General features: G+C 69.3%; 16 protein-coding genes and 2 tRNA genes. 11 read left to right on the top strand and 7 right to left on the bottom strand.

What is annotated here, in order from left to right; all coding sequences use genetic code 11:
* Nucleotides 1-73 precede the first annotated feature (73 nt).
* The gene (locus KY661_RS27765) at nt 74-265 is read right to left on the bottom strand and encodes a hypothetical protein (RefSeq protein ID WP_225413081.1); all 192 of its coding nucleotides are present in this window, start codon (nt 263-265) and stop codon (nt 74-76) included.
* A gap of 165 nt (nt 266-430) precedes the next feature.
* On the opposite strand from KY661_RS27765, the gene KY661_RS27760 reads away from it, so the two are divergent.
* Both KY661_RS27760 and KY661_RS27755 read left to right on the top strand, forming a co-directional pair.
* Entirely contained in the window at nt 431-718 is a 288-nt protein-coding gene (locus KY661_RS27760) for a DUF2795 domain-containing protein (protein WP_225413080.1), read from the top strand.
* 146 nt (nt 719-864) lie between these two features.
* Nucleotides 865-2022, top strand: a complete 1158-nt coding sequence (locus tag KY661_RS27755) for a sensor histidine kinase (RefSeq protein WP_075008094.1) — start codon at nt 865-867, stop codon at nt 2020-2022.
* Here the strand turns inward: KY661_RS27755 and KY661_RS27750 are convergent.
* On the bottom strand, nt 1994-2575 hold the full coding sequence (locus KY661_RS27750) for a hypothetical protein (protein WP_225413079.1): 582 nt from the start codon (nt 2573-2575) through the stop codon (nt 1994-1996). The genes KY661_RS27755 and KY661_RS27750 overlap by 29 nt on opposite strands.
* Nucleotides 2576-2643: 68 nt before the next feature.
* On the opposite strand from KY661_RS27750, the gene KY661_RS27745 reads away from it, so the two are divergent.
* Nucleotides 2644-3615 (top strand): response regulator, encoded by a 972-nt coding sequence (locus KY661_RS27745; RefSeq protein WP_225413078.1) that lies wholly within the window; start codon nt 2644-2646, stop codon nt 3613-3615.
* 94 nt (nt 3616-3709) lie between these two features.
* Here the strand turns inward: KY661_RS27745 and KY661_RS27740 are convergent.
* The 4 genes from KY661_RS27740 to gltX all read right to left on the bottom strand — a co-directional run bounded on the left by KY661_RS27740 (nt 3710) and on the right by gltX (nt 5904).
* Nucleotides 3710-3781: transfer RNA gene (locus KY661_RS27740), tRNA-Glu, on the bottom strand.
* Between the two features lie 68 nt (nt 3782-3849).
* Nucleotides 3850-3920 (bottom strand) — tRNA-Gln (locus tag KY661_RS27735).
* Between the two features lie 67 nt (nt 3921-3987).
* Entirely contained in the window at nt 3988-4404 is a 417-nt protein-coding gene (locus KY661_RS27730) for a hypothetical protein (protein WP_225413077.1), read from the bottom strand.
* Nucleotides 4405-4467: 63 nt separating this feature from the next.
* Nucleotides 4468-5904: a glutamate--tRNA ligase gene (gltX, locus tag KY661_RS27725; RefSeq protein WP_225413076.1), complete on the bottom strand. Its 1437-nt coding sequence runs from the start codon at nt 5902-5904 to the stop codon at nt 4468-4470.
* Nucleotides 5905-6015: 111 nt separating this feature from the next.
* On the opposite strand from gltX, the gene KY661_RS27720 reads away from it, so the two are divergent.
* Genes KY661_RS27720 through KY661_RS27705 form a run of 4 tightly spaced genes read left to right on the top strand, consistent with a single transcriptional unit; the run spans nt 6016 to nt 9108 of the window.
* Complete coding sequence (locus KY661_RS27720) at nt 6016-6603, top strand: hypothetical protein (RefSeq protein ID WP_225413075.1); 588 nt, start codon at nt 6016-6018, stop codon at nt 6601-6603.
* Entirely contained in the window at nt 6600-7505 is a 906-nt protein-coding gene (locus KY661_RS27715) for a myxosortase-dependent metalloprotease, MXAN_2677/MXAN_2678 family (protein WP_225413074.1), read from the top strand. The genes KY661_RS27720 and KY661_RS27715 overlap by 4 nt, the downstream gene beginning before the upstream one ends.
* Nucleotides 7502-8434 (top strand): myxosortase-dependent metalloprotease, MXAN_2677/MXAN_2678 family, encoded by a 933-nt coding sequence (locus KY661_RS27710; protein ID WP_225413073.1) that lies wholly within the window; start codon nt 7502-7504, stop codon nt 8432-8434. Before KY661_RS27715 ends, KY661_RS27710 begins: the two co-directional genes overlap by 4 nt.
* Entirely contained in the window at nt 8431-9108 is a 678-nt protein-coding gene (locus KY661_RS27705; RefSeq protein ID WP_075008102.1) for an HAD family hydrolase, read from the top strand. Before KY661_RS27710 ends, KY661_RS27705 begins: the two co-directional genes overlap by 4 nt.
* A gap of 6 nt (nt 9109-9114) precedes the next feature.
* Here the strand turns inward: KY661_RS27705 and KY661_RS27700 are convergent, their stop codons facing one another.
* Nucleotides 9115-11106, bottom strand: coding sequence for a TonB family protein (locus tag KY661_RS27700; protein WP_225413072.1), 1992 nt, complete (start codon nt 11104-11106; stop codon nt 9115-9117).
* Nucleotides 11107-11354: 248 nt separating this feature from the next.
* Here KY661_RS27700 and KY661_RS27695 point away from each other — a divergent pair, with 248 nt between their 5' ends.
* From KY661_RS27695 to KY661_RS27680, 4 genes are read left to right on the top strand one after another with little or no spacing between them, the layout of a single operon-like run.
* Entirely contained in the window at nt 11355-11921 is a 567-nt protein-coding gene (locus tag KY661_RS27695; RefSeq protein ID WP_075008104.1) for a chemotaxis protein CheW, read from the top strand.
* On the top strand, nt 11918-13282 hold the full coding sequence (locus KY661_RS27690) for a CheR family methyltransferase (protein ID WP_225413071.1): 1365 nt from the start codon (nt 11918-11920) through the stop codon (nt 13280-13282). The genes KY661_RS27695 and KY661_RS27690 overlap by 4 nt, the downstream gene beginning before the upstream one ends.
* A gap of 49 nt (nt 13283-13331) precedes the next feature.
* A complete protein-coding gene (locus KY661_RS27685) occupies nt 13332-14942 on the top strand; it encodes a methyl-accepting chemotaxis protein (RefSeq protein ID WP_398577248.1) in 1611 nt (536 codons plus the stop codon).
* Nucleotides 14943-14965: 23 nt separating this feature from the next.
* Nucleotides 14966-15352 (top strand): response regulator, encoded by a 387-nt coding sequence (locus tag KY661_RS27680; RefSeq protein WP_075008106.1) that lies wholly within the window; start codon nt 14966-14968, stop codon nt 15350-15352.
* The last annotated feature ends 3 nt before the right edge of the window (nt 15353-15355 follow it).

Genomic DNA, 15355 nt, shown 5'->3' with positions numbered 1-15355 from the left:
CTCATGGGTAGGCAACCCCATCATGTCTTCGCCTACCCGTCGAGTAGGTTCTCTCGGTTACCCCAACAGACTCCTAGGTGTCTTCCATGTCCTTCTCCAGCTTGCGCTGGGCCTCGGTGACATCCGCCTGTGCCTCGCGCGGCGTCTCCGTGGGAAGGTCCTCCTCGTGCTCCTTCGAGCGGCCCTGAATGCCAGGCCAAGGCTCCGGCCGGGTCGCTTGGGGGTGCTTGATGTCCTCTGCGTAGCCCTTGTCCTTCTTCGCCATCCCATGCCTCCTGTGGGGTGTCCGCCCAACGAAGGTGGGGTGGGGGAATGAAAGTGGCCAGGGGCGCATGGAGCCGACGCTTGCTGCCTTGGCCGCTCTCCGGGCAGCAAAAAGTTCCCGCACGGCTCCTGTTCGCTGCTTAACTTAGGACCAATGAACGACGACATGACGCGAGCCCGTTCAACTGCCGAGGGACGTGGAGCCGATGCCCCTGCCCCGGTGGAGTCCTCTCCCCCCGCTTCGCTCCGGAAGGCCCTGGAAGGCGCGGTGTTTCCGCTCTCGGCGGAGCAACTGGTTCATGTCGCCCGGGAGAACGGCGCCCCTGCCACCCTCCTCACCCTGCTCAGCGCGCTTCCCCGGAAGCCGTTCGCTTCGCTGGAGGTGGTGGAGTTCTCCTTGTTGGATCACACCCCGCGTGCGGCCCCGGTCGAGGAGCCTTCCTCGTCGGGCTAGGACGCGGTGCGTCAGGAGCCCAGGTGGGCCTCCTTCCGGTGCTTCACGCATGAAGGGCCAGGAGGGGCGATGCACGGAAGGGCGGTGGGGTTATTCTGTGAGGACCCGGTCCGGCTTCCATGGAAGGACAGGCCGGGCTGCACGCCATGACCCCCTCTGATCTTCCCGCGGTGCTCTACTGTGATGACGACGCCCTGAACCTCCGGGTGTTCGACGCCAACTTCGGGCAGCGCTTCCGCATCCTGCGTTGCTCGTCGCCCAATGAAGCGCTGACCGTGCTGGAGCAGCGGCGCGGCGACATCGGTGTCGTCATCTCCGACCAGCGGATGCCGGGCATGAGTGGCGTGGAGCTGCTGGAGCGGGCGCGCACGCTGGCCCCGGATGCCAAGCGCATGCTCGTCACGGCCTATGCGGATCTCCAGGCCGTGGTGGACGCCGTCAACCGCGGGCAGGTGACGCGCTACTTCGTCAAGCCGTGGGACCGGGCGGAGATGCTCGCCGCGCTCGAGGATGCCCTGAAGATCGCCCGGCTGGAGCTGAAGATCCGCCAGGTGGAAGGCCGGATGATGAAGGCCGAGCGCCTGGCCACGCTGGGGCAGGTGACGGCCGGCATCGCCCACGAGCTGATGGGGCCGGTGGGCTACCTCTCGCAGAACGTGGTCTCCCTGCGCCGGGACATGGAGTCCATCATCGCCTACGTGAACAAGCACCTGGAGGAGGACCCGCATCCGGCCGTGGCGGAGACGGTGAAGGACTTGCCCGCGCTCATTGGGGACCTTGCCACGGGCACCGAGCACCTGCGGCAGGTGGCCAACGGGCTGAAGGCCCAGGCGCGGGGCGATGAGACGGAGCAGGCGGCGGAGGTGTCCGAGGTGGTCTCCTTCGCGGTGAAGCTCGCGCGCGCGGAGGTGCGGGACCGGGCCCGGCTCACCAGCAGTGGCGACGCGATGCGCGTGCTGTTCGGCCCGGTGAAGCTCTGCCAGGTGCTGCTCAACCTCATCGTGAACGCCGCGCAGGCCATGGAGGGCGTCCAGCGCACCGGCCGCATCGACGTGCGGTGGGCGCAGCAGGACCGCTGGGTCACCATCACCGTTGCGGACAACGGGTGCGGCATTCCGCTGGAGCTCCAGGAGAAGGTCTTCCAGCCGCTCTTCACCACCAAGCCCGTGGGCATTGGCACCGGGCTGGGGCTGTCCATCTGCAAGGAGCTGGTCACGCAGTACGGCGGCAAGCTCCAGCTCACCTCCGTGCCGGGCGAGGGCACGGAGATCAACATCACGGTCCTCCGGGCGCCGATGCCTTGAGCCCAAAGGCATTGCGGAGCATCCGCCAGACGCGGCGGAGCGTCTCCTCCTCCGCGGGGAGGATGTGCTCCACCAGCACGGCCTGCCGCGGGGGTTGATCGGGCGCCTCGCGCCATTCCACGACGATGGCCCGGAGGCCAGGGCCCCGGGGCACCACCTCCACCGAGGTGACGTCATCGAAGGGGACAACGTGGGTACGTGTCGCCCCGGGGGCCCACGTCAGGTGCTCCACCCGGAGTGTCTCCGTGCGGAAGTGCAGGGCGAAGCGGCGCCGGGCCAGCCGGCCTTCGAGCCGGAGCCCCAGCCCCACGAGGGCGGCGGCCAGGAGCCCCCAGGCCACCGGGGGGGTCAGGTGGGAGGGGGCGCTCAGCAGGGTGCCCACGCTGCCCAGGCCACACAGGGCCGCCCCCAGCAGGCACAGCTCGGGCAGCAGGCGCCGCATCCAAGAGGTGGGTCGGGATTCTCCCACCAGGCGCCCCTCGTCATAGCGCAGGTGGACGTCCCCGAGCCGGGGGGGGATGCGGTTTTCCACCAGGGCGTCGGCGAAACTCACCCCCCCAGAATAGGACGTCTCGCCTCGCCGCTCGAAGTTGCTCGCAAGCTGTGAGATCCTGGGCCCGCATGGATTTGCCGTTCGAAATCGAGGAGGAGGAGGAGCAAGGTGGCGGCGGGACGCTCGCTTCGACCGTTTTGCTGGTGGACGACGAGCTCGTGGTGCTGGACATCTGCACCCGGCTGCTGTCGCGCGAGCCGGACCTGCTGATCACCCAAGCCACCAGTGCTGAGGAAGCGCTGCCCCTGCTGAAGGCTCAGCGCTTCGATGTGCTGGTGACGGACAAGAACCTGCCCCAGATGAGCGGCATCGAGCTCATCGCCGCGGCCCGGCAGCTGCAGCCGTCCCTCGAGGCGATGATGATCACCGGCTACGCCAGCTCGGAGTCCGTCATCGCCGCCTTCGCCGCGGGGGCCAGCGACTACATTCTCAAGCCCTTCGATGATCTCCGGGTGCTGCGCGCCAAGGTGCGCGCCGCGCTGGAGCGCCGCACCGAGCGCATCCGCGGCCGGGAGCAGGCCCGTCACGTGGCCCGGCAGGCCTCGGCGCTCATCCTCGCCGGGAAGGATGCTCCGGAGCCGGCGCACCAGGCGCTGGAGGACGAGCTGCGCAACTACGAGCAGGCCGTGCAGAACGGCGCCATGAGCGGGCACGTGGCCGTGGTGGGCAGCACCGAGGCCGTGGAGTTGCTGCGCGCCGAAGGGTTCGAGGTGGCGAGCTTTCCGCCCACGCCCGCGGCCCTAGAGAGCGCCGACGTCGTCATCCTGGAGACGGGCGAGCCCCAGTGGCGGGTGCTGGCCGAGCACCTCCAGTCCCGCACGCCAGACCTGCTGCTGCTCTCCAGTCCCCAGGCGGATCTCGCCGACCTGCTGGAGGCCATCAGCCTGCGGTTGGACCTGGTGGGCTTCGGCGCTTCCTCCACGACGCAGGGCCTGCCGGACCGGCTGCGCATGGTGCTGCTGCGCCGCTGCATCCAGCGTGCGCAGGACCGGCTCGCCACCGCCCTGGGCGCCTTTCACCAGAGCATTCCAGGCCGCTGAGCCCTTCCGGGGGGAGGAGGGGCTCCGGCCGCTGCCGGCGCGGAGCCCGAAAAAGCGAAACGCCCGCCCTCCGTGAGGAGAGCGGGCGTCTCAGTGACCCTGCCGGGATTCGAACCCGAGTTTGTGCCGTGAGAGGGCACCGTCCTAACCACTAGACGACAGGGCCGTCGTTGCTGCTGTTTCTGCGCCTTCAACTACCGCTTCGGCCACCTGACGTCAACCGAAGTTTTCAAGCTGGGGAACTAGGATTCGAACCTAGATAAGCAGAGTCAGAGTCTGCTGTCCTGCCGTTAGACGATTCCCCAAAAACTGCCGTGCTGCCTGCTGCGTCCTGCGAGGCCCTCACTACCACAACTTGCCGGGCCTCGTGAACTACCGAGTTTTCTTTCCCGGCTTCGTTTCCGGCGCCTTCTTGGCGGGCTGCTTCGCCGAGGGCTGCGCCGGCACGATATAGATGCGAACTTCCTCGTTCGCCTCATAAATGTTCAGCCCCTCGAAATTCTTCCCCGAGGGGTTGACGATGTGAACCGCCTTCACGCCCGGCTGGTTGACGATCGATTTCCGCGAGAACGTCCCCGCGGGATAAACCGTCCGGTAGTACTTCAGGGTCTCCTCGAAGTCTCCAGGAGCCCGGTACCGGTTCTCGCCCACCCTCCGAGCGCCGTCAGGGAGCTGGGCTCCGTTGACGACCTCCGCCTCCGCCACCGTCACGCTCAGGGCCACGGCTGCGACCCAAAGTGGGCGCGCCTTATAAAAACACCGGGTCAGCCTGTCAAGCGCTCGTGTCATCGGGGGTCACCCTAGTGCCCCCCTCCCGCGGCGTCCACCGCGTTTCGGGGGCCCTCACATGGATTATTGCGGGCTCCGGGCCAGTGCGGCATCCAGCCGCCGCAGCGCCTCGTCCTTCCCCAGCAACTGGAGCGTCTCGCCGATGCCGGGGCTCGTGGTGTTGCCCGTCACCGCCACGCGGACGGGCTGGGCCACCTTGCCCATGCCCACGCCGGCCCGCTCGCTCACGGTCTTGATGACCGCGTCCAGGGCGGCCACCTCCCAGCCGGACAGGGAGGCAGCCTCCTCCCGGACCTGGCGCAGGAGCGCCAGCGAGTCGCCTGTTAGGTGTTTGGCGGCGGCCTTCTCGTCCAGCGTCACGCCCTGCTTGAGGTAGGGCAGGGCCATGGTGGCCATCTCCACCAGCGTCTTGGCGCGCTCGCGGAAGGCCAGCACGAACTGCTCCAGCCGCACGTCGTCGGCGGCGAGCGTCTGGCCCTGCTGGGCGAGGAAGGGCGCCAGCCGGGCGGCGATGTCCGAGGGCGGCAGCGTCTTCAGGTAGTGCTGGTTGAGCCACAGCAGCTTGTCCGGGTTCCACACGCCGGAGGTGGAGCCCACGTCCTTGAAGTCGAACCACTCGGTCATCTGCGGGCGCGAGATGACCTCCTCGTTGCCGTGGCTCCAGCCCAGGCGGATGACGAAGTTGAGCAGGGCCTCCGGCAGGATGCCGTTGGCCTTGTGCAACATCACGTCGGCCTCCTTGTGCTTGCGCTTGGAGAGCTTCTCGCGGTCCGGGCCCAGGATGAGCGGCAGGTGGGCGAAGCGGGGCGGTTCCCAGCCCAGCGCCTGGTAGAGCATCAGCTGCGGGAAGGTGGAGTTGACGTGCTCCTGCCCGCGCGACACCACGGTGATGTCCATCAGGTGGTCATCGATGACGCAGCCGTAGTTGTAGAGGGGGATGCCGTCCCCGCGCAGCATGACCCAGTCATCCAGGTCCGAGTACTCCTTGGTGATCTTCCCCAGCACCAGGTCGTCGAAGGACACGGAGCCCTCGGCCGAGGGCATCTTGAAGCGCACGACGGAAGCGCGGCCCTCGGGGGCCTCCTTGCGGTCCCGGCAGGTGCCCTCATATTTGTAGGCGCGGCCTTCCTTCTCGGCCTGTGCGCGCCGCTCGCGGATCTCCTCCTGGGTGCAGTAGCAGCGGTAGGCCTTGCCCGCGGCGATGAGCTGATCCGCGTGGTCGCGGTAGGTGTCCAGGCGCTGCGTCTGGAAGTAGGGCGCGTGGGGGCCTTCCTTCTCGGGGCCCTCGTCCCAGCCGATGTCGAGCCACTTGAGGCCGTCCAGGATGGCCTTCAGCGACTCGGGCGTGGAGCGCTCCAGGTCCGTGTCCTCGATGCGCAGGATGAAGGTGCCACCGAAGCGGCGTGCGTAGAGGTAGTTGAAGAGCGCGGTCCGGGCACCACCGATGTGGAGGTAGCCGGTTGGCGAGGGAGCGAAGCGGACGCGAAGGGGGGAGGCCATAGGGAGCAGGCGCGGGATAGCAAGGGGACGCAGGGTGGTCAACGCGGCTCCCTCATGGGCCGCGCACAACCCGGATTCATGAGTTAGACTGAAGGGTACCGAGGTGCATCCATGAAATTGCCTTTCGCGTTCCGAGCCCTGCTGGCCGTTGCCTGGTTGCTCGGGATGCCTGCGTCCGCGTCCACGATGCTCCAGTTGGAGCTCTCTGCCCTGTCGCACGCTTCCGATGCCGTCATTCATGGGACGGTCCGCCGGGTGGAGAGCCGGTGGAGCCGGGACCACCGCCGCATCCTCACGGACGTCGAGATTGAAGTCTCCGACGCCCTCAAGGGGCAGCCGGGCAGCACCGTGCTCCTCATTCAGCCGGGTGGGCGCGTGGGTGACATCGGGCAGGTGGTGAGCGGTATGGCCTCGTTCACGCAGGGCGAGGAGGTCGTTGTCTTCCTGGAGCGCCGGGGCCCCCGGGCCTTTGGGCTGGTGGGGCTGTCCCAGGGCAAGTACGAGGTGCTCCGGGCCGAGGACTCCCGGTCCGCGCTCGCCGTGCCCGCGGCCAAGGATGTGCGCCTGCTGGACCCGAAGACGCACCAGCCCTCGGCCTCCGCGCCCCGGACGATGGGGCTCGAGGAGCTGAAGGCCGCCATCCGCGCCGCCCTGCAGCAGCCCAAGCCAGAAGGGGCTGGCAAGGAGTCCCGCCCGTGAAGATCGCCGCGCTGCTGCTGAGCCTGTCGCTGGGGCAGAGCCTGGACCCCTACGTGCGCAGCCGGGTCGAGGCCGGAGACCGGTCGACCCAGTGCCTGTTCTGGTCGGTGCCCCGCATCACCTGGCACCAGAGCACCCTGGGCAACCCGGAGACGCTGCCCGCGGGCTCCGAGTTCGACGCGGTCCGCCGCTCGTTCCAGAGCTGGCAGGACGTCTTCTCCTCGTGCGGCAACATCGCCTTCGAGGAGGGGCCGCGGGTGCAGGAGCGCAACGTCGGCTACGTGCTCCGGGAGGACAATCTCAACGTCGTGCTCTTCCGCGCGCGCCAGTGCACGGTGGGCAGCGTGGTGCCTGCCGATGACGACTGCTGGGAGGACGACAGCTGCGGCAACGTCTATGACTGCTGGAGCAACGGCAACGAGACCATCGCCGTCACCTTGACGACGTACGACGAGAACACCGGCATCATCTACGACTCGGACATCGAGTTGAACTCGGCCGCCTTCACCTTCACCACGGCCGATGGCCCAAGGTGCGCGCCGAACGTGACGCAAGGCTGTGTGGCCACCGACATCCAGAACACCATGACGCACGAGATTGGCCACCTGGTGGGGCTGGACCACACGGATGCGCTCAACTCGACCATGAACCCGCGGGCGCCTCCGGGGGAGACGTCCAAGCGCACCATCGATGCGGGCTCCCGCTCCTTCGTGTGCGAGGCGTACCCCAAGGGAGGCGTCAGCCAGAACTGCGTCCACCTCACCACGGACCCTACGCTGGGCCGCAAGGCGGCCGACGGGGCCGGGGGCTGTGCCAGCGCGGGCGCTGGGGCGTGGCTTCCCGCGCTCGCAGGGTGGGCCCTGATGCGCCGGGTTCGCCGCCGGAAGGACTTGCGCGCGTGAGACGGGGCTTGTGGCTTGTGCTGGGCGTTCTGGCCGCCGCGCCCGCCGCGCGCGCCCAGTTCGACTACAAGCGCACCGTGGTCCCCGGCGAGCCCCTGTGCCTCGCGTGGCCCATCCGGGAGTACGTGTACCACCTGGATTCATCGGGCAACCCCTGGACGCCGGGGGCCACCGAGCTCGCCGCCCTCGAAGCCTCCTTTGACTCCTGGCGGGCCCTGGCCGCCGGGTGCACGGATTACGTGTTCACGCGGGGGCCCGATGTCGCGAACCCCACCGTGGGGTACGACCTGGCGCATCCGGACCAGAACCAGAACGTCGTCACCTTCCGGCAGAAGGCCTGCTACGAGGTCGTCCCCGAGAACGATGCCTGCCTGGAGGACGACAGCTGCGGCAACGCCTACGGGTGCTGGGAACACGGCTTCGCCACCATCGCGCTGACCACCACCACCTTCAGCTTCAAGACCGGCTATGCGCTCGATGCGGACATCGAGTTCAACGCGGCGCAGGGCGAGGGCATGCCGGGGTTTCTCTTCACCACCGTGAGTGGCCCGCCCTGCATGGGCGAGTTCTCCTCCGGGTGCGTCATCGCGGACATCCAGAACACGATGACCCACGAGATCGGCCACGTGGTGGGGCTGGACCACGTGTACTCGGCGCTGTCCACCATGGAGGCAACGGCTCCCGCGGGCGAGACGCACAAGCGCATCATCGACGCGGGCACCGGGGCAGGCTTCTGCCGGACGTACCCGCGCGGACTTCCCCCCGCCCCCTGTGGTGAGCCCACCGTGACGAGCAAGCACCTGTCCGCCCAGAGTGCCGGGACGGGCTGCGGGGCTGCTCCCGGGGGCTGGCTGGGCGGCCTGCTGCTGGCCGCATGGTGGGCGAAACCCCGCCGCCGGTGGGGCGTCCCTGGAGAGGAGGACACATGAGTGTCGCGTTCTTCGATCTCGACAAGACGCTGCTCGCGGTGAACTCCGCCGCCTTGTGGATCCGCCACGAGCTGGCCCTGGGCCACATCTCCCGGTGGCAGGCCCTGGTGGCCAGCGTGTGGATGACCCGCTACCACCTGGGCTTCGTGTCCGTGCAGGACGCGCTGCTGGCGGCCATCGGCCACCTGGCGGGCACCGCCGTGGCGCCCATCCTGGAGCGCACCAACGCCTTCTACGAGGAGCAGCTCCGCCCGCTCTACCGCCCCGGGGCGCTTCGCGTGCTGGAAGAGCACCGCCAGGCCGGGGACCGGCTGGTGTTGCTGACCTCCTCCACGGGCTACCTCTCCGAGCTCGTCGCGCGGGACTTGCGCCTGGATGCGATCCTCTGCAACCGCTTCGAGGTGAACGCCGAGGGCCTGCACACCGGCAAGCCCCTGGGCACCGTCTGCTTCGGGGAGGGCAAGCGCACCTGTGCGGAGGACTACGCGCGGGAGGTGGGCGCGTCCCTGTCCGCGTGCGCGTTCTACACGGACTCCTACTCGGACCTGCCCGTGATGGAGGTGGTGGGAAGGCCCGTGGCCGTGCACCCCGACCAGCGGCTGCGCCGGGAGGCGCTCCGCAGGGGGTGGCCGGTGGTGGACTGGGGCGTTCCCGCGGGCTCCGGCCCGAGGTGAACCGGCTCAGCGCCGGGGCAGGGTCAGCCGCATGTTGAACACGTAGTCCACCGCCACGGGCTGCCCCCGGTAGAGGATGGGCCTGTAGACGCGCGACCTCAGGGTCTCCAGGACCGTGGCCTCCATGTGGGGCAGCGTCTTGAGCACCCGGCAGTTCTCCACCCGGCCCTGGCGGGTGATGGTGCACTTCACCAGCATCACGCCTTCGACTTTCGCCGCGAGGGCCTCGCGGGAGTAGGAGAGGTCCTTGCCCTGGAGCTGCTCGGGACGGCTCATCTGCTCGCTGTCGTAGGGCAGGGTGGCCTGAGAGGTCTTCATGGCGGCCAGCACGTTCGCGGGCAGCGTCTGTCCGGCCAGGCCACCTGCCTCCGGGGCCGTCTTCGCGGAGGCCTCGGCCACAGGCGCCATGGGCTCCGCCGGGGCGAGCGAGGCGGGCATCGCGGTGGCCTGCTTCTGGGAGCCGCCATGGGCGAACTCCACGCGCGAGCCGCCCGAGGCGCCTCCCCGGCGCCGCTGGAGCTTCTGGGAGAGCACCACGTCTCCCGAGCCGCCGGTGATGACGGTCTCGGTCTGGTACCCCTCCAGCGCGAAGGTGAGCTCGGCCGTGACGGTGCCGTCCGGGCCGGGGGGGATTTCCAGCACGAAGGGCGTCGTGCCGCGCTCCTTCCCCTTGTAATAGACGCGCGCCCCGGACGGCTCGGTCATCAGCCGCAGGCGGACCTTCTGGGTCACCTCAGGCGGGTTCCCGGCGGGCGCCGGCTGCGCGGGGGCCACCGGGGCCTCGGCCTTCACCTGGACCGTCTCGGCGGGCGGGGGCGTCACCTCGGAGGAGGGCGAGGGGCGGAGGAAGAAGAAGGCCGCGGCCCCCCCCGCCACGATGGCGGCCCCGATGCCCAGGCCCAGCAGCAACATCCGGCGCGGGCTGCGGAGGCGCACGGGCTCGGAAAGGTCGACGCTGATGTCCAGCGCCAGCGTGGAGGAGCCGGAGTCCGGCGCGGGCGGGTGCACGAAGGCCGGCGAGGGGTAGGGGCCCGTGGTCGACGCACCGCCCGGCCGCTTGAAGATGCCGCTGTGGCCGCCCGCGGACATGTTGGCCGTGCGCATCGCCTCCAGCAGCTCATCCATCGTCTGGTAGCGGCGCGCCGGGTCCTTTTCCAGGCACCGCATCACCACCGCTTCGATTTCCGCGGGGACCGGGATGTAGGGCCGCAGCGAGTTGAACGGCGGCGGCGCCTCCTTGCAGTGGGAGAAGATGAGCTCCAGGTGGTCGCGCGCGATGAACGGCGGGCGCCCCATCAGCATCTGGTAGAGCATGACGCCCAGCGAGTAGACGTCACTGCGGGCATCCGTCACGTTGCGCGCCTGCTCGGGCGCCATGTACTGCGGGGAGCCCAGGAACGTGCCGCTCTGGGTGATTTCCGGGCTCAGCGCGCCGTCGGTGACGGGCGCGATGGACTTGACGAGGCCGAAGTCCAGAACCTTCACCAGATCCTGATCCGACTCGTTGAGCAGCATGATGTTGGCGGGCTTGAGGTCCCGGTGGACGACGCCCATGCCGTGCGCCTCGCGCAGCGAGCGGCACACCTGCTGGCCAATGGAAATCACCCGGCTCCAGGGCAGGGGCCCCGTCTGGGAGAGCACTTGGGCCAGGGTGCGCCCCTCCATGTACTCCATGGCGATGAAGTAGATGTTGTCTTCGGTCTGCCCGTAGTCGATGACCGTGACGGTGTTGGGGTGGCGCAGCTTCGAGGTGAGGGAGGCCTCGCGCAGGAACCGCTGCTGGAAGCCGGGATCCTTGCTGCTGGGGAAGTTGGGGTTGAGGACCTTGAGCGCCACCACCCGGTCCAGGGGCGTCTGGATGGCCCGGTAGACCTTGCCCATCCCTCCAATGCCCAGTGGCTCGGTGATGCGGAAGCGACCGTTGAGCGTGCGGCCAATGAGCGGGTCCACCCCAAGCGCTTCTGGAGTCCCGACGGCCGGCGAATCACTCTTGATCATTCACTCTCCCCACCTGCACACGGCATAGGCCTCTTCATCCTCTTGCGTCCCACCGCGCATCGTGGATCCCATCAAACCACAACCCCGGGCCCACCGCGATGGAGCCTGGCCGCCTCCTCCTGGACGTTTGGGCCGTCTGGGAGCAGCCAAGGAAGCAGGAAGACTACACCGCCCGCATTGACGGTCCTGCTGGGACCGGATTACGTTCCGGACCTCCCGGATCGTCTCCACCGGGCCAGGGCTGCTCGATGGCCGAAACCCCCACAACCCCCGCCGAAGCCCAAGCACGCCGTGCCTCCGTCCAGCAACGGCTGTCCCTGCTGGAGGGCGAGCTGCAGCAGTTGCGGCACGAGCTGACCCACCTCGACGGGGAGCTGCGGCTGCCGGGGCTCTACCTCACGCTGGAGGTGGCCGGCGCGCAGGCGCTCTTGCCCACCGAGGTGGTCCAGGAAGTGGTCCGGCTGGTGGAGATTCAGCCGCTGCCCGGGGCGCCTGCCCATGTGGCCGGCGCGTTCGTCTACCGGGGAACCTCCGCCATCGTGGTGGACCTGGCCGTGCTGCTGGGCGTCCGCCGGGAGCCGGAGATGGATGCGCACCTGGTGGTCTGCTCGGGGGTGCGCACCGTGGCGCTGCTGGTGGACCGGGTGCGCGACATCGTCGACACGCCCGCCCTGGTGGAAGGCGATGCGGCCGGCGAGCACCGCTCGCCGTGGGACACGACGGGGCTGATGGGCGGTTTGTGCCGGCTTCCCGAGGGAGGGCTGTTGCCGCTGCTGCGGACCACGGGCCTGCTGGTCACTCCGGAGGGGACGTGAACGAAGTCGTCCGGGCGGACGTGCTCGACGAGGCCACGCTCAGCCGGGTCGAGGATGTCCTGCGGGAGGCCAGTGGCCTGACCCTCACCTCCAGCGTGCGCCGCTCGCTGGGCACCGCGCTCGTGCGGGCCGCGGAGGCGCGCAAGCTCACCACCCCGGTGTTCCTCAAGGCGCTGCTGGCGCGCGAGCCCCTGGCGGTGGAGACCTTCATCGAATACGCGGTGATCGGCGAGACGTACTTCTTCCGCCACCCCGAGCACCTGCGCGAGCTGACCCGGGTGGCCGCCGCGCGCGGTGGCCCCGTGCACATCTGGAGCGCTGGCTGCGCCACGGGCGAAGAGCCCTACAGCATCACCATGGCACTGCTGGCGGCCAACGTCCCCGTGGAAAACATCCACGTGCTGGCCACCGACATCTCGGCCCGCTCCCTGAGCCGTGCCCGCGTGGGCACCTACAGCCCCTGGTCCGTGCGGCGCGTCGAGCCCACCATGGAGAAGCGCTTCCTGACGGCCCATGCCGGCGGGATGTCCGTGTGCACCCAGGCGCGGCAGCCGGTGGAGTTCCGCCGGCACAACCTTGTTTCGGACCTGGCGCCCGTGTCCAACCAGGACGCGGTCTTCTGCCGCAACGTGCTCATCTACTTTCCACCGGAGCTGGTGCGCCAGGTGCTCGCCAAGCTCGTGGGGGCGCTGGCCCCCGGAGGGCTGCTGTTCCTGTCGCCCGCGGAGGTGCCGCTGGCCAACGGGCTGGGCCTGGAGATGCTCGATGTGGAGGGCACCCCCGTGCTGCGCCGCCCGGTGGTCCCCCTGGAGCCGCCGAAGGAGCCGCCCGCCGCCCAGGCCCTGGCCCGCTGGAGGCTGGAGCCCCGGGTGGCGCGCATCACCCCGCCGGCCCCCTGGACGCGCCTGCCCCTTTTCCAGAACGCGCTGAAGGTGGTGCCGCCCGCGCCGCCGCCACCCCGGGAGGAGTCGGCCGAGGATGACGCGATGCGTCAGGCCATCGCCGCCGCCCGGGAGGGCCAGTACGAGCGGGCCGAGGCGCTGGCGCGGGACGCGGCGCGCAAGATGGTCCCGGAGGCCTACCTGCTCCTGGCCATGGTGGCCGAGACGCGGGGAGATCTGAACGGCGCAGTGGACTGTGTGCGAAAGGCGCTATACCTGGAGCCGCAACTGGCGCTCGGCCACGCTACGCTGGTCACGCTTTACACGCGGCTGGAGCGCCGGGAGGACGCGGAGCGGGCGCGGCAGAACGCGCTGAGGGCGTTGGACGGGTTGGATGATGAGCACCCCCTGCGCGGGGTGGAGGCAATGACCGTGGGCGGCCTGCGGCGGGCGCTCGCGGCGAGGGGCCGGGCGGGTTGACAGGGGGCGCGGTGGGCCGAGGCTGGCCGCGAGTACCAAGGGAGGTCATGTGGAAGTCCAAGGCATCAAGTTGTCCATGCCCGGCAGTCAGACGGTGGGACGGCTCAGCCTGCGCACCAAGATCCTTTGGATCACCGGCCTGTCCGGGGGCCTGGTGGCGGGCATTCTGAGTGCGGTGTTCTTGATGCAGATGCGCGATGCGCTGCGCGCCGAGCTGGCCACGCGGGCGCGGGTCATCAGCATCCAGATGGGCAACCACCTGGCGCCGGACGTGGCGTCCGTGGACCAGGTGATGCTCCAGAAAGAGGTAGACGCCACCCTGCGCGACGTGCCGGACGTGGCGTACGTGCTGGTGCGCAACCAGGTGGGCACCATCCTGGCGATCGCCAACAAGAAGGAGTTCACCGGCGCCGAGCTGGTGAAGGCCACCCAGGGCGACGAGGCCATGGACCGGTGGGTGACGGTGGCGGAGAAGCCGGCGCTGGAGACCTCCACGCCCATCCACTACGCCATGCGCGGGGACGCGGTGCCCTCGCGGGTCGGCACGGTGCAGGTGGGCATCCAGCTCGACTCGCTCTCGGAATCCATCTCCTCCGTGGTGTGGCAGGCGCTGGGGCTGGGGCTGCTGGTGCTGGTGCTGTGCCTCATCGCCGCGGCGCTGCTGTCCCAGCTGGTGACGGTGCCGCTGGAGCGGCTGGGCAAGGCGGCGGCGGGCATCGCCTCGGGCGACCTGCGCCAGCAGATCGCCGTCGGCGGCAATGACGAGATTGGCGAGCTGGCCCGGAGCTTCGCGAAGATGGCGGAGACGGTGACGCACATGCTGTCGGACCTGCGCAGCGCCGCGGCGGACATCGAGCGCGAGGCGACGAGCGTGCTCACCACCTCCACGCAGCAGTCCGCCATGGCCCACGAGCAGGCCTCCGCCATCAACGAGACGAGCACCACGGTGGCGGAGATCGCTCAGACTTCCAAGCAGGCAACCACCTACGCCGACTCGGTGATCAGCGGCACGCAGCGCTCCGAGGCCCTGTCCAGCGAGGGCCAGAAGGTGGTGGCCGAGAGCGTGGCCGGCATGGAGAAGCTGGGGCAGCAGGTGCGCGCCATCGCGGTGGCCATCACCGAGCTGCACGAGCGCACGCTGCAGATCAGCGACATCATCACCACGGTGCGGGACGTGGCCGAGCAGTCGAACCTGCTGGCGCTCAACGCCTCCATCGAGGCGGCCAAGGCGGGCGAGCACGGCCGGGGCTTCGCGGTGGTGGCCATGGAGATGCGCACCCTGGCCGAGCAGTCCAAGGTGGCCGCCAACCAGGTGCGCGGCCTGCTCGGGGAGGTGCAGAAGGGGACCAAGGCGGCGGTGGCGGTCACCGAGGAGGGCAGCCGCCGCGCCCAGGCCGCCATGGCGCTGGCCCAGAGTGCGGGCTCGGCGATTCTGGGCCTGGCGGAAGTCATCCGCGAGTCCTCCTCGGCGGCACGGCAGATCGCCGGGAATACCCGGCAGCAGACCATTGGCGTGGAGCAGATCGCCACCGCCATGAGCGAGCTGTCCTCGGCTACGGCAGACAGCGTCCTGGGCACCCGGCAAATCGAACAGGTGGCAGGCAATCTTTCCAATCTCTCCAAGCGCTTCTCGGAGCTTGTAGGTAGATACCAGCTATGAACACGGTCGGAACACGCGGTCCCATGAAGGTCCTGATCGTCGAAGACACCAAGACGATCACCAACTTGCTGCAGGTGTACCTGATGGGCTGGGGGCTCCAGTTCTTCGATGCCGGCAACGGCGTCCAAGGGCTGGCGCGGGCGCGCGAGATGAAGCCAGACCTCATCATCTCCGATGTGCAGATGCCGGAGATGGATGGCTTCGCGCTGTGCGCGGCCATCCGGGCGGACTCGGCGCTGCATGCCACCCCCTTCCTGCTGCTCACCTCCCTGAAGGATGACGCCAGCCGGCAGCGCGGGCGGCTGGTGGGCGCGAGCGCCTTCCTCAACAAGCCGGTCTCGGTGGATGAGCTGCGCGAGCGCGTCCGCGAGCTGCTGAAGCTGCCCATGAAGACCCCGGCGGGACGCTAAGCC

Origin of the sequence: Allostigmatella hybrida (assembly GCF_020103775.1) — a bacterium.
GTDB lineage: Bacteria > Myxococcota > Myxococcia > Myxococcales > Myxococcaceae > Hyalangium > Hyalangium aurantiaca.
The sequence above is the reverse complement of the archived record's forward strand: the minus strand, read 5'-3'. Positions and strand labels throughout refer to the sequence as shown.

Coding starts and splice junctions, on each gene's coding strand:
- KY661_RS27765 (WP_225413081.1), bottom strand. CDS start 265: ATGGCGAAGAAGGACAAGGGCTACGCAGAGGACATCAAGCACCCCCAA.
- KY661_RS27760 (WP_225413080.1), top strand. CDS start 431: ATGACGCGAGCCCGTTCAACTGCCGAGGGACGTGGAGCCGATGCCCCT.
- KY661_RS27755 (WP_075008094.1), top strand. CDS start 865: ATGACCCCCTCTGATCTTCCCGCGGTGCTCTACTGTGATGACGACGCC.
- KY661_RS27745 (WP_225413078.1), top strand. CDS start 2,644: ATGGATTTGCCGTTCGAAATCGAGGAGGAGGAGGAGCAAGGTGGCGGC.
- KY661_RS27730 (WP_225413077.1), bottom strand. CDS start 4,404: ATGACACGAGCGCTTGACAGGCTGACCCGGTGTTTTTATAAGGCGCGC.
- gltX (WP_225413076.1), bottom strand. CDS start 5,904: ATGGCCTCCCCCCTTCGCGTCCGCTTCGCTCCCTCGCCAACCGGCTAC.
- KY661_RS27720 (WP_225413075.1), top strand. CDS start 6,016: ATGAAATTGCCTTTCGCGTTCCGAGCCCTGCTGGCCGTTGCCTGGTTG.
- KY661_RS27705 (WP_075008102.1), top strand. CDS start 8,431: ATGAGTGTCGCGTTCTTCGATCTCGACAAGACGCTGCTCGCGGTGAAC.
- KY661_RS27700 (WP_225413072.1), bottom strand. CDS start 11,106: ATGATCAAGAGTGATTCGCCGGCCGTCGGGACTCCAGAAGCGCTTGGG.
- KY661_RS27695 (WP_075008104.1), top strand. CDS start 11,355: ATGGCCGAAACCCCCACAACCCCCGCCGAAGCCCAAGCACGCCGTGCC.
- KY661_RS27680 (WP_075008106.1), top strand. CDS start 14,966: ATGAAGGTCCTGATCGTCGAAGACACCAAGACGATCACCAACTTGCTG.